Raw genomic sequence first — 13,421 nt, 5'->3', positions numbered from 1 at the left:
GGCAGGTGAGAACATGAGCTCAAAAGATGTAGGAACGCTTCGTACACGTCTTTCATGGGAAGATGAAGGGTCAACTAGAGGTTTAAAAGGATTTAAAGACGACCTTAAAGGATTACGATCTGAAATGAATGCAGCGAGATCCCAAGGTCGAGAGTATACGACTAGTTTACGTGGGTTACGTGAACAATCGGATATATTGACTCGTCGTTTATCAGTACAAAAAAGAGAAGTTACTGAACTTCGCAGACGTTACGAGGAATCGAAAAGAGTTAAAGGCGAAGACGCCCAACAAACTAAAAACTTATCAAACCAATACAATAACGCTGTTGCTGCAATGAACAGAACGGAAAATCAACTTAAAGGTGTCACGAATGCAATAAAAGAACAGGTTGATCCTTGGAGAAGGTTGAGTAGAAGCGCTGAGGAAACAGGACGAACCATGCAAGCTGTTGGGTCTTCTATTTCTAGCTTCGGCCGATCATACACGATGCGAGTAACTACTCCTATTCTCGGAGCTGGGGCTGCCGCTTTAAAAGTAGGTATGGATTTTGAAGAAGGTATGAGTAAAGTTCAAGCCCTAACACAAGCTTCTGAAAACGATATGAAACGCCTTTCCGACCAAGCAAAGGAACTAGGATCAACGACTCGCTATAGTGCGACTCAAGCTGCAGATGCGATGAGTTTTCTTGGTATGGCTGGTTGGGAAACTCAAGAAATAATGCAAGGCATGCCAGGACTTTTAAGTTTAGCTGCATCTGCTAATATGGAATTAGGACGCGCAGCGGATATTACATCTAACATTATGAGTGCATTCAATATTGAAGCTAGTAAGGCGGGCCAAGTAGCTGATATTCTTGCTCATGCGGCTAGTAATGCAAATACAGACGTAAATCAACTTGGCGAGGCAATGACCTACTTAGCTCCAGTTGCCAATACACTAGGTATATCAATTGAAGATGCAACAGCCGCGATGATGGGGGCCGCTGATGCTGGTTTACAAGGCAGTATGGGTGGACGAGCATTTGCAACTAGTTTAACACGACTAGCTTCTCCAACAGCTGCAATGGAAAAGGAAATGAAAAGACTAAAACTGAGTTTCTTTGACGCTGACGGTGCTATGAAACCTTTACCAGACATTATTGAAAATATTGAAACGGCTACTGCTGGTATGGATGAAAAAACAAGGGCGGCGACATTATCAACGCTATTTGGTGCCGAAGCTCAAAAGCATTGGGCGGTGTTGTTAGATCAGGGGTCTAAAGCATTAAGAGATAACTCCAAAGAGTTGGAAAATAGTGAAGGTGCTGCAAAGCGAATGGCTGATATTATGTCAGATAACGCAAAAGGTGCACTTACTGAGTTTAGATCGGCTCTCGAAGGTGCTGGAATTGCCCTGTCTGAACACATGATACCTGCATTTACCAATATTGTACAAAAAGGGACTGAACTAATACGTAAATTTGGTGAGCTTGATGACGAGACACAAAAGCAAATCGTAAAATGGGGACTAATGGTAGCTGCTGTTGGTCCAGCTGCAATAGTTTTAGGGAATTTAACCACAGCATTAGGTGGTGTTTTACGAATAGTGAGTTTAGTTTCAGGTGCCATTGCTGCTAAAGGTGGCCTTGTTGCTGCATTAGGGATGTTAAGTAATCCAGTTACTGCTACGATTGCGGGTGTTGGTCTCTTAGCTGGCGGTATTTATCTATTGAACCAACGATCGGAAAGAGCAGTTGAAGTTAACTTAGAAACGGCAAAATCTTTAATTGAACAACATGCAGCACTAGAAGAAGCTACTAGCGCCTATGAAAGTTTACGACGCCAAAGTAATCTTACCACTGAAGAATTTGGCCGCTTTATGGATATTCAGGACAGGATCAATAAGGCGGTAAGTGAGAGTGAGATCGAGGCGTTACAAGCAGAACTTGAAGAATTACGTAAAAAATCAGGATTATCTAATGAAGAATTAGATAAAATGGTCGGACTTAATAATTCTCTAATTGAAAAAGTACCAGAAGCGGCAGGCCATATATCAGAACAAGGTAATCGTATTGTCGATACCACAGGCTATTTACGTGAATATAATGAGGAACTAGCAAACGCGACACTTCGAGAGCTAGAACGGCAAAAGATCATTGCAGAAGGTAACGAACGTCAATTAAAACAAGAGATTGTTGAACTTCAGGAACAATTAAACGAAGGTCTAGAAAAAGAAGAAATATATAGAGAGCAATTAAGAGGTTTTGATGAAGAAGCGTCTATTGCTCGCATTGAAGAAATCAATCAAATGCTCGAAAAAGAAGGAATACGAGGAAGAGAAAGACAGTTATTGCTTGGAGAGTTAAAGAATGAAGAAAATAAACTTTCTTTATATCGTGACCAACTAACTGAGCAAATGAAAAAGAATGATGAAACTAGGGAAACTATTGAGCAGAAAGAAAAAGAACTTGGACTAGCTGGCGAAATCAGAGACATGATGGTTGAGCAAATGCTCAAGCAAGTCGGGGTTAATGCTGAAAAAGATAATGCTATCAGTGCCATTAACCAAGCGATTGAGAAGGAAGAAGAACACATCCGTAAGATGGAAGATCTTAAAGGTGCTCAAGGTGAAATGAATATGGAAGTGCAAGAGGAAATAGCCCGTCGTCAAGAGAATATTCGTCAACTAGAGAATACCAAACGAGAAATTATCAATATCAATGGAGCTCAAGATGGTGTTACCGATGCTATTTATGAGTCATATTTAGAGGCACAGAAGCTGGATAGGTCTCTAAGTATTAGTGACTATTTAAAGACCGTGAACGTTACTGACAGAGGTACCATCGCAGATCTAGAGCGACGAGCAGCTCGTGAAATTACTAAAACAGTCTTTGTTAAACCTAATTTTACACGCCATAATTCACAACCTTTTGCATACGCCGAGGGGACAGATTATCATCCAGGTGGACCTGCAATCGTAGGGGAAGAAGGCCCTGAGTTAGCTAAGTTAGGAAATCGATGGACCATGCTTGATTTTGGTATGGTGGATTTACCTCGAGGGACACAGGTTTTTACGAATGATGAGACTAAGAGAATATTAAACTCTTTAAATAGGTTGCCAGCTTATGCTACAGGTATTAGTAGAACAGGTGAAGCCGATCGTGTGGTTAGACAACTGAATGGTGAAGGTTTAGAGAGAGAAGCTGAGCCTATTGTACTTCAAATCAACTTAACAAACACCATGGATGGTCGAGTTGTCGGGCAAGTAGTAGAAGAACATGTGACCGAAATACAAAGCAGAAACAAGAGAGTGAGGGAGAGATTTGCATAAGTCATTTAGGTTTAACGGGATTAGAAAACCATATATTTATATGCTTAGCGGGAAGTCTCGCCCTCCTTTTGCTCCTGTTAGGAGAAACATTCTAAGAATTCCTAATCGTCCAGGAGGGCTTATCACTTCTTCTGAAACTGATGTCTTACCTTTACAAGTACCCATTGGTTTCGTAAGTGTCACAGATGAACAAATTCTTCAGTATAAAGAAGAACTTGCTGGTTGGCTTCTAACCGATGAACCAGTAACGCTAATATTTGATGATGAGCCAAACCGAATTTATTATGCTGTAGTAGAAAATACACTAGAGGATTTTGAAGAATTTGTCACCCTTAGGAAAGGGACTATTACATTTATTTGTCCAGATCCATACAAGTACGGTCAATCATATCAATTAAATTTTCAAAACGACGCCATCACCTTACTCAACGAAGGAACAGCCGAAACCTACCCAATTATCGAAGCTACTGCAAAGGAAGATGTTACATTCCTACAAGTAGCTAAAGAAAATGAATATATGATGATTGGCCGCCAATTAGATGCTGGAATACAACCACAAGATCGAGAAGAGTTAGTCATGCATGATACCTTAACGACTACAACAGGGTGGACGACAGGAACGGCAACCGACATCGAACGTGCTATATCGGGTACGATGGTGTCAAATGGGACAGGGTTTGTTGTTCAAGATTACGGATCTGGAACTGATGTCTATCATGGACCAGCGTTGAAAAAGAGTGTGCCAAGTCCATTACAAGACTTTCGGGCAGAAGCATTTGTCCGCTTCCCGAATGGTAGCGGTCAAGTTGGGCGAATAGAAATGGTTGGGTTAGATGCTAACAATGCTCAGATTTTTAGAATTGGCTTATATGACAGTAAACCTTCAGGTAATCGAACGAAAGCTAGCGCACGAGTCGGAACACTGACAAATGGTATTCGTATTACCGATACAGAAGCAGTCTATGTCGATAACTGGACCAACTATATTGGTATCTATCGTATTGAGCGAGTAGGCAATACTTGGAGCGTTTATTTTGCTGAAGTGGATCTTGCGACAGGAATACATCATACGACTCATAGACGGACATTGAATACGAGTGACTTTAATCAAGAATTGACGCAAATTCAATTGTACATCGCGAAGTATACAGCAAGTTGGGGGAGCTATGATCCAGTAAACAGCATCTTTGAAGATTTAAAAGTTTATCGCATTAATGAAGAAGCAGAAATCCCTTATATTGCTCATGAGGGTGACATTATCACATTAGATCATCAAACGAATAACATCTTAATCAATGGTGAAAGTAGGCTCGATCTAAAAGATTTCGGGGCTTCTTTTTTTTCGTTGAATAAGGGAGTTAATCATATATTTACATTTCCAGAAGGAGCGTTTGATACGACTGTAAAATGGCGTGAAAGGTTTAAATAAAAAGGGAGATGATCTTTAAATGAGTAAAAACCAGAAACTAAGTGAAGAAGTAAGTTCATTGCGACAATGCTTAGATGCATTACAAGCAGAAGTCTGTTTGTTACGGAAGGACATAGAAAAAATCAATGACATCGAAGCAAAAATTTCGCAAATTCAAGCCGATATAGAAAAATGACTGAGTCTCAGTCACTAACTTGCCATTAGTGACTGAGGTGAAAACTATTCAAATCTTAAAAAATGTTCTCCATTCTCACTAACCTTGTAACCTTGTTTATTGGCTTCTGTGATAATTTCATCTTTTGGAATGGAATACTTGCGTAAATCTATTGTTGCGAAATTTTTCCCAGGTTTATTGAAATTTGTTTGAAGTACACTATTCAAATTATCCCATGAATGCAAAGGGCCATTGTATTCAGGACGAGGATCTAATTTAGACATAATCTCACCTCCCTTCGTTTTCCAATATTCGACAGGGAGGTTCTGTTATCCTTTAGGAAGGAGGAGGAACATTGTCACAAATTCACATCTTGAATCATCTAACTGACCAAATTGTTGATACTCTTGAAAACAAGCCGAATGCCAAACTATTTTGGAATGACAACCATGTATCTAATTTAAAGAATGAAGAAAATTTTGATTTCCATACCCTTTATGATAATAGTCAACATATTACTTCAAGAAACCGTGTCATCATACCCGATGAAGACGGTTTTTTTCTTGAATTTATTATCGATGAAACAATAAAAGACAAGGAACAAAAAGAAGTATATACTACAGCTTCCTATCTTGATTTACGGAAGCAAAAAGTAATTGAACCTACGACATTAGAAGGGGCTACGGTAAATACTTCTACAGACTTCATATTAAGCGGTACTGAGTGGAGAAGAGGGACAACCGAATATGCTGGTGTCCGTTCGATTAAGTTTGAGAATTACAGCAACCCCTTTAAGGCGCTCAAGCAAATTGCTAGTACTTTTGAATTGGAATTACGTTTCCGAGTTGAAATACAAGGTAATCGGATAACTGGTAGATTTGTAGACTTGATCAAACATCAAGGTGAGTGGAGAGGGAAAGAAGTTACCGTAGGAAAGGATCTAATCGGTTTAAAGCGTAGAGAGCAAGCAGATAACATTGTTTCCGCATTACTGTGTTTGGGTCCTGAACGTGAAGACGGTACTCGCTTAGTATTAACTGTAGAAGATGAAGAGGCTAGACAGCGTTGGAGCCGAACAGGGCAACATATGTGGGATATATATGAGCCGCAAAGTGAAGATCAAGATATGACAGAAGAAAGACTTAGCTCTCTTGGAGAAACGGAACTCAAGAAGCGTATTAATTCCGTTGTACAGTATGAAGCCGATCAGGCAAGTATTGAACATATTTTCGGCTATGAACATGAAAAGGTACGTTTAGGCGACATAACCCGTATCAAGGATACATCATACAATCCAGCACTATACATGGAAGCACGAGTCATTTCTGTGGAACGTTCTATTTCTGATCCTTCGCAAAAGAAATACATTCTAGGAGATTTCATCGAATATGATGAAGAAGATTTAAAAGCTGATTTCCGAGCCTTGCAAAAAATTGTGGCCCAAAAAGTGTCGGAACAAAAATTATTAGATACGACCTATACAAAAGTACAAATTGACGATAAGGATGAGAGTGTTTACCAAGACGGCACGATATATACGGATCAACGCTCAGATCAAGCTGAGGGTAACGCTAAAGAACACGCGGATACAAAAGCTAGTGAAGCTGAACAGAATGCTATTCAAGCGGCAGAACAGGACGCACAGAATAAGGTGAATGAAGCTAAGACAGCACTTGAAGCGGATATATCGGCAAAAGCAGACAAGCTCTATGTGGATGCTGAAATTGCCTTAAAAGTAGCACAAGATATTTACGATGCAAAGGTTGCTGAATTAGAAGGAAGTATTGATAGCAAGGTAGCAGAAACTACGTTTAATACGACGATTACTAGCATTAATGCCGACATTGCTGAAAAAGCTGGGTTAGAGTATGTTGACGGTCAGTTACAATTAAAAGCGGATGATAGCCGAGTGGATGCGATTAATACTACCGTTAGTGATTTAGAGACTACAACTAGTAACTTGCAACAAGCGGTGACAGACCATGCTAACGAGTTACAAGCGCATGATGGACGTATTACGACAGTATCTACTGATTTGGACACTGTAGAGGGTACGTTAAATGCTACGATAACGGATTTAAGCAACCTTGATGATACGGTCAATCAACAGCAAACCTCCATTAATGCAAATGCTCAGGCGATTAGTCTTAAAGCCAGTCAGGACGATTTAGATACGGTCAGCGGTGATGTGTCGAGTTTGTCAGCAGAGTTAAATGTACAAGCGGGGCGAATTGATTTAAAAGCAGAACAGAGCGCGCTTGAAACGCTAGAAGGTGACGTAACGACTGTTAGCAATAATCTAAGTAGTTTAGCAGTTGATGTGGATGGTATTAGTACAAGTGTAAGTAGCCTATCACAGACGGTTGACGGTCATACTACGGATATCAGCAGTTTAGAGAGTGAACAAATTCAGCAAGCGGGCTTAATCGAAGCAAGAGTCACCAAAACAGAATATGAAGCAGATCAAGACGGGGTAGTTACACGTTTTGATAATGCTGAGTCAAGAATTACTCAAACAGAAAGTGATATATCTCAAAGGGTTACATTAACAACTTATGAAAGTGGTATGGCTGGTAAAGAAAACACAGTATTTAAACAAACTTCTGCCCCTTCACATGCTAATGGCCGTTTATGGCTAAACACTTCTGTTACACCTAATATCTTATATAGGTCAACAGGCTCGGCATGGGTTAAGGCAACGCCTACAACAGCCAGTGAGGTAGGGGCCGAAACGCCTACAGGTGCTCAAAATAAAGCTAATACTGCTGAAAATAACGCCAAAGGGTACACAGACAATCAAATATCGCCTATTAATACAAGACTATCAACAGCGGAAACCGTCATCGACCAAAACGCAGATGAAATCCAACTACGAGCAACCAAAACAGAAGTAAACACGCTAGAAGGTCGAGTATCCACAGCCGAGAGTACCTTATCAGTCCATGCAGACGAAATAGCATCTAAAGTATCTCAAGTTAATCACGACTCTCTCACAGGTCGAGTAAGCACAGCTGAAACAAATATTACGCAGAATGCAAATGAGATAGCGACTAAAGCTTCACAAACTGATGTAGATGCTCTTGGGACTAGAATGACAAATGCTGAGACTACCATTACTCAAAACTCTAATGACATTACCCTAAAAGCTACACAGTCGGATTTAGACACGGTGGAAGGTAGAGTCACAGATGCAGAAGCAGAAATAGTTATTAACGCTAATGAAATTAGTCAACGTGTTGCTAAAACAACCTATGATACTAAGATGAGTGAACTAGATAACTCAATAAGTAATCATGCCACACGCCTTTCAACTGCTGAAACAAGTATTCAACAAAACGCTGATAGTATTACGTTAAAAGCTAATAGTACGGACGTTTACACTAAGTCACAAGTTGACAATAACTTAGGGACAAAGGCTAATCAAACAGACTTGAATACTACTAACAGCAATGTTTCTGCTTTAACTACTAGAGTTTCAAGTGCTGAAAGTGAATTGACTGTACAAGCTGGACAAATCTCTCAAAGGGTAACTAAGACTGAGTTTGATAACTTACAAATTGGTGGAAGGAATTTACTTAAATTTAAAGATATAACAGGACATGGTAGTGTATGGGAGGATACAAAAGAAATATATGAAGGCGCACCGGTTTTCAAAAACAAAGTTTCGAACCCTGGATCGGGTAATAATTTCGGATTTAGAAGAAATGGTAATGAAACAATCGTTTTTAAAACCCAGGGATCAAAGCATACTATTTCATTTAATTTCAAAACGATTTACTTTCAACATGACCGTAATTTAGGTGGAAGGGTACAAGTAAGATATACAGACGGAGAAACAGAAAGATTTACTTTTAGTGGGATTCCGGATTTAAGAGGAGAAAATGAAGATTGGAAAAGTTATCAGTTCACTTTCGAACCTAATAAAAACAAGATAACCGATAGAATAACAGAAATATTTTTTTGGTGTGATTGGGCTCCAGAAAATAGCGAGATCTTATATACTTTACCAAAACTCGAAAAAGGAAACAAAGCAACTGATTGGACACCAGCACCTGAGGATGTAGACAGTTCTATTAACGGACTAGGTACACGCCTTTCTACTGCTGAGGCTACTATAACTAATCATGGAAATATGATAGAACAGCGTGTAACTACAACCACTTATAACAGTGGTATGGCTGGTAAAGAGAATACTGTATTTAAGCAAAACTCAGCACCAGCGCATTTAAACGGACGCTTATGGTTAAATACCTCAGTAACGCCTAATATCTTATATAGATCAACAGGGAGCGCATGGGTAAAAGCTACACCTACTACAGCAAGTGAGGTAGGGGCATTTTCATCTAGTGATGGAAGTAATTTAGCTGGTAGACTTTCAACGGCTGAGTCAACAATTACTCAGCACAGTGATGCAATTAATCTACGTGTTGAAAAGAATAACGTGATTTCTGAAATAAACCAAACAAGTGAAAGTATTAGGATCGCCGCTAATCGTATACACATTGACGGTAATGTCACATTTTCAAGTGGATACAATCCCAAGACAGCGAATGACACGATTGATAACAACAAAGTTACTTGGGATAGGGCAAGTAATATCAACTCTAACGGTACATTTAACACGTCTAAGTTAAGTGGTACAGTAGCCGAAAATCAAATTAACTCAACTTCAACAGGTAAATGGAATACAGCTAATGCCGATACTACACGTTGGAAAATGTCAGGTAAAACTACTATTAATGGTGGTCAGATAGAAACGGACACAATAACAGCGGTACAAATCAGTGTAACGTCATTAGATGCTATTTCAGCTAACTTAGGAACGGTTACAGCAGGGACTATTCAAGGTGTGGAGATTATTGGCGGTAGTATATCATCTAATACCGATATTAATGTCACTACCGACCTTTACGTAGGCGATAATATTTATATTGGTGACAGCGCGCAACTCGGTACAAAGAGGTTAATGTTTAACGAGGACAGTTACTTTCAAGCCATAGATAATGACGTATTCATAAATGCTTTAAACGGGAAATTAGACATTGCGGCTAACGGTAGAATGAACCTCCTTGCAGCTAATGACACATTTGAACTTTACACAAAGCAAGCTGTATTACAAACCACTGATGATTTTGTACGTATTAGAAGAGGATCCAGACCAACAACAATATATGAAGTACTAGGAAGATCCGATACTACGGAAATATACTGGAACGCTGACCAAAATAACGATTACGGGATGATTTATAGAGTCGGTGGAACCATTGCAGCTAGAATGTATCGTACAGGTGCAATGGATATCGAGGGTGATCTAACCGTTAAAGGTACAAGAGCCATTGTGAACCAACTAGGGTTTTCCAGTGGTACCATTTCAGGTACTCGCAACGGTGACATATGGTACGGTAATGGATTTGCTGGTGTCGGATGGTATTTCAGGAAATCAGGTGGTTGGGTTCGAGAAATCGCAGGATAAGGAGTTGTAAAAATGGAAGATAAGCCAACTAGTCAATTTTTAGGAAAGGTTATTGAAATCAACGGGAACGGTGCAGTAGTCATCCCAAAAGACTTTATAGACATTGCTCAAATTAGAGGGGATAAAGTGGAAATCTTCGCTAATGACGGTGGAGTAACCATACGAAGCATCGATCAATTTTGTTACTTTTGTGATACAAATGGTTCGATGAGTAAGATATTTTTTCAAGGAGAAGACCGAAACATATGTCAAAGTTGCAGGAGCCAATTGTTACAAGATGTTAAATCTGGGGAGGAAGCAAAATGAAACTAAAAAATAATGATATTAGAAGTCTAGCAAACTTTTTAGCAGAAGAGAAACTAGCAGGGAAAACTTCCAGAATGCGAACAAGGTTTATCAAAATCCTTGAGGATCGACTAAAGGAAGTGGAAGAGTTTAGAATTGAATTACTTGAAAAGTATGCTAAGAAGGACGACAAAGGTAAGGCTGTTTTGAATGGAAATCAATATGAGATAGAGGATCGAGAAATATTTAGTTATGAATACAACGAATTAATGGAAGAGGAATTTATCATCGATGAAACCGAATCCAAAAGAGAAATGATCACCCATGTTAAACGCATTTTAGAGAATACAGAAAAGGTGTTTAGTGGTATGGAAGCTTTTGATTATGACCGCTGGTGTGAGGCGTTTGAAAACTTAACATATGAGGATAAAGCCTAAACAGTGAGGGCTTTTTTTATTTTGTCTGGAAAAAATAACTGATATATTTGTTTCTTAATAACTTACAAATTAATACAAACTTTTGTAGAATGGAGTTGTTATATTAAAAATGAGGTGAATAATGTGAGTCGAAGCATAACAATTGCTGCATTTGGTGGAAATAGACATAACCTAACCATTGATTGTTTTCCAAGCAAATGTGGCTTATGTCATAAACAAGTGGACCCAACTTTTATATCTGGTGCTTTTAACAATGGATCTGCACAAAGTAATAAAATGGAACTCGCTTTTCAATGTACAAATAGAGAATGTTCAAGCTTAATAATTGGCTATTATCTAAGGGAATCAGCATCTGGTACTTTTAAGCTTCAGAAACATGCTCCAGTAATACCCATAAATAAGGAGTTTAATGCAGAAATATTAGAGGTTTCATCAAATTTTATTGAAATTTACAATCAATCATTGTTTGCAGAACAAACTGGCCTGACTTTGATATCAGGAATTGGTTATAGAAAATCTCTAGAATTCCTTATAAAAGATTATTTGATTTTCTTAGATGGTGAAAAAGAAGAGGAAATCTCGAAAAAACCACTTGGGCAATGTATAAATGAGTTAAACAATAATAATATCAAAGAAATTGCTAAAAGGGCTACTTGGATTGGAAACGATGAGGCTCATTATACAAGAAAGTGGGGAGATAAAGATATTAATGATTTAAAAAAACTTATTGATGTTACTGTTTATTTTATTGCAATGGATGTTGCGGCCAAAAAGTATTTAAAAGAAATGTCTTAGGGAGAGGATGTCGATGGTTAGAGGAGCTTGTATTAATGCTCAAATAGTGGAAGTTATAAAAGTTGTTGTTACAGAAGGGAACGGAAATTCAAATGAAGATCCAATTAGGCATATAACACAATATTGGACCAAAGATGGTAAGTTACTTTTTAATGAAAGAGAGTCTGCAGATTAATTGTAGGCTCTATTTTGCTTGAAAGAGGTGGGGATGTGGGTGAAATGGATGTAATTAAATACTTTTTAACACAGGGGCCATTTGCAATTTTATTTGTATGGCTCCTTTTGTATGTCATGAAAAGAAATGCTGAGCGAGAAAATCGACTCCACGACATATTAGATAAGTTTTCCGACAAATACGACATTGTGATCGGTGAGTTAAGAGATATCAAAAATAAAATTGGAGGTAAATAGTTATGAAAAAATTCACGTCTAGAAAGTTTCTAATGGCTGTGGTTACAGGGTTATTGGTCATTGTTAATCAAGGGTTAGGGTTAGAAATTCCGACAGATGCGGTTCTCACTGTTGCTGGTGTGGCTATTTCATATATTCTCGGTGAAGCGTATGTTGACGGAAAAGTGAAAGGAGAGGGTAAGTAATGAGCAAAGTACAAGATTTACGAGGTAAGTTAATGGATGGCGGAAGTCGTAGACGTATTGATCAAATTAATCGTATTGGCGTCCATTATTCTTTTACAGATCAAGGGGACGCTTTTTCTTTTGAAAGAACATGGAGAACTAAAAGAGGATGGAGTCACGGTGGTTATTCTGAAATCATACTAAAGGATGGAACACTACAAATATGCTATGACCCTGTAGTTATTACAAATGGAGTTGGTGGTCACAATACACGAACATATAATATTTGTTACGTCGGTAAAGGAGCACCTAACGAGAAGCAATTACCAGTATTAATAGAACGTGTACGCTTAGCGATGGAACGATTTAATATAGGGTTATCTAATGTTTTAGGGCATCGAGAGTTTCCTAATCAATCCACAGCGTGCCCAGGAATAAATATGGGTGAGTTTCGAAAACGGTTAGAGGGGCGCACTGAGAAAGAAGTTACAGATACTAAAATTGCTGGAATAGTAATAAAAGCACCTTCACCAAATCCATTAATTAAGAACGGAGACCGAGAAGAAACGGTGAGGAGTTTACAAAATAAATTGCTTGCGGCTGGTGAACGATTACCACGTTTCGGAGCTGACGGACATTTTGGTAAAGAAACAGAAGACGCAGTAAAAGCGTTCCAAGCTCGACAAAATATCTTAGTTGACGGTCTGGTTGGTAATCAAACAAGAAACGCTTTAGATGCAGTATTACCAAAATACCGTAGATTATTAAGAAATCTATCTCCAATGCTACGTGGAAATGATGTGACCGCAGTACAACGTGTGGTAGGTGCTACAACTGATGGTATTTATGGTGCTAATTCAGCAAGTGCCGTAAGAAATTATCAACGTCTTCATGGTCTAACTGTGGATGGTATTGTTGGTCCACTAACTTGGGGACATATGTTTTAATAACAAAAAGAAGCCC

Annotated in this window: 12 protein-coding genes; 11 read left to right on the top strand and 1 reads right to left on the bottom strand. The window is 38.8% G+C overall.

Annotated elements, in window-relative coordinates:
- The first annotated feature begins 13 nt into the window (after positions 1-13).
- The 3 genes from BK574_RS11935 to BK574_RS27500 are packed head-to-tail and all read left to right on the top strand — an operon-like array spanning position 14 to position 4,914.
- A complete protein-coding gene (locus BK574_RS11935; protein WP_078428762.1) occupies positions 14-3,310 on the top strand; it encodes a phage tail tape measure protein in 3,297 nt (1,098 codons plus the stop codon).
- The gene (locus tag BK574_RS11930) at positions 3,303-4,739 is read left to right on the top strand and encodes a distal tail protein Dit (protein WP_078428761.1); all 1,437 of its coding nucleotides are present in this window, start codon (positions 3,303-3,305) and stop codon (positions 4,737-4,739) included. Before BK574_RS11935 ends, BK574_RS11930 begins: the two co-directional genes overlap by 8 nt.
- A gap of 19 nt (positions 4,740-4,758) precedes the next feature.
- On the top strand, positions 4,759-4,914 hold the full coding sequence (locus BK574_RS27500; RefSeq protein ID WP_158211634.1) for a hypothetical protein: 156 nt from the start codon (positions 4,759-4,761) through the stop codon (positions 4,912-4,914).
- A 44-nt stretch (positions 4,915-4,958) separates the two neighbouring features.
- Here the strand turns inward: BK574_RS27500 and BK574_RS11925 are convergent, their stop codons facing one another.
- Positions 4,959-5,177 carry a hypothetical protein gene (locus BK574_RS11925; protein ID WP_078428760.1) on the bottom strand — a complete coding sequence of 73 codons (219 nt, stop codon included), beginning with the start codon at positions 5,175-5,177 and terminating at the stop codon, positions 4,959-4,961.
- Positions 5,178-5,248: 71 nt separating this feature from the next.
- On the opposite strand from BK574_RS11925, the gene BK574_RS11920 reads away from it, so the two are divergent.
- The 8 genes from BK574_RS11920 (at position 5,249) to BK574_RS11890 (ending at position 13,405) form a co-directional block, all read left to right on the top strand.
- A complete protein-coding gene (locus BK574_RS11920; protein ID WP_078428759.1) occupies positions 5,249-10,366 on the top strand; it encodes a phage tail spike protein in 5,118 nt (1,705 codons plus the stop codon).
- Between the two features lie 12 nt (positions 10,367-10,378).
- Positions 10,379-10,672 carry an AbrB/MazE/SpoVT family DNA-binding domain-containing protein gene (locus BK574_RS11915; RefSeq protein ID WP_078428758.1) on the top strand — a complete coding sequence of 98 codons (294 nt, stop codon included), beginning with the start codon at positions 10,379-10,381 and terminating at the stop codon, positions 10,670-10,672.
- Positions 10,669-11,088, top strand: a complete 420-nt coding sequence (locus BK574_RS11910; protein ID WP_078428757.1) for a DUF1617 family protein — start codon at positions 10,669-10,671, stop codon at positions 11,086-11,088. The genes BK574_RS11915 and BK574_RS11910 overlap by 4 nt, the downstream gene beginning before the upstream one ends.
- A gap of 123 nt (positions 11,089-11,211) precedes the next feature.
- Positions 11,212-11,883: a DUF4145 domain-containing protein gene (locus BK574_RS11905; protein ID WP_078428756.1), complete on the top strand. Its 672-nt coding sequence runs from the start codon at positions 11,212-11,214 to the stop codon at positions 11,881-11,883.
- A 7-nt stretch (positions 11,884-11,890) separates the two neighbouring features.
- Positions 11,891-12,058, top strand: coding sequence for a hypothetical protein (locus BK574_RS27870; RefSeq protein WP_169917345.1), 168 nt, complete (start codon positions 11,891-11,893; stop codon positions 12,056-12,058).
- Positions 12,059-12,102: 44 nt separating this feature from the next.
- Positions 12,103-12,294, top strand: a complete 192-nt coding sequence (locus BK574_RS11900; protein ID WP_078430850.1) for a BhlA/UviB family holin-like peptide — start codon at positions 12,103-12,105, stop codon at positions 12,292-12,294.
- Positions 12,295-12,296: 2 nt separating this feature from the next.
- A complete protein-coding gene (locus BK574_RS11895; RefSeq protein ID WP_078428755.1) occupies positions 12,297-12,479 on the top strand; it encodes a hypothetical protein in 183 nt (60 codons plus the stop codon).
- Positions 12,479-13,405, top strand: a complete 927-nt coding sequence (locus tag BK574_RS11890) for a peptidoglycan recognition protein family protein (protein ID WP_078428754.1) — start codon at positions 12,479-12,481, stop codon at positions 13,403-13,405. Before BK574_RS11895 ends, BK574_RS11890 begins: the two co-directional genes overlap by 1 nt.
- Positions 13,406-13,421 lie beyond the last annotated feature (16 nt).

Source organism: Alkalihalobacterium alkalinitrilicum (genome assembly GCF_002019605.1).
Classification (GTDB): Bacteria; Bacillota; Bacilli; order Bacillales; family Bacillaceae_F; genus Alkalihalobacterium; species Alkalihalobacterium alkalinitrilicum.
This window is presented reverse-complemented; position numbering and strand designations above follow the sequence as displayed.

Coding starts and splice junctions, on each gene's coding strand:
- BK574_RS11925 (WP_078428760.1), bottom strand. CDS start 5,177: ATGTCTAAATTAGATCCTCGTCCTGAATACAATGGCCCTTTGCATTCA.
- BK574_RS11895 (WP_078428755.1), top strand. CDS start 12,297: ATGAAAAAATTCACGTCTAGAAAGTTTCTAATGGCTGTGGTTACAGGG.
- BK574_RS11915 (WP_078428758.1), top strand. CDS start 10,379: ATGGAAGATAAGCCAACTAGTCAATTTTTAGGAAAGGTTATTGAAATC.
- BK574_RS27870 (WP_169917345.1), top strand. CDS start 11,891: ATGTCGATGGTTAGAGGAGCTTGTATTAATGCTCAAATAGTGGAAGTT.
- BK574_RS11910 (WP_078428757.1), top strand. CDS start 10,669: ATGAAACTAAAAAATAATGATATTAGAAGTCTAGCAAACTTTTTAGCA.
- BK574_RS11900 (WP_078430850.1), top strand. CDS start 12,103: ATGGATGTAATTAAATACTTTTTAACACAGGGGCCATTTGCAATTTTA.
- BK574_RS11935 (WP_078428762.1), top strand. CDS start 14: ATGAGCTCAAAAGATGTAGGAACGCTTCGTACACGTCTTTCATGGGAA.
- BK574_RS27500 (WP_158211634.1), top strand. CDS start 4,759: ATGAGTAAAAACCAGAAACTAAGTGAAGAAGTAAGTTCATTGCGACAA.
- BK574_RS11890 (WP_078428754.1), top strand. CDS start 12,479: ATGAGCAAAGTACAAGATTTACGAGGTAAGTTAATGGATGGCGGAAGT.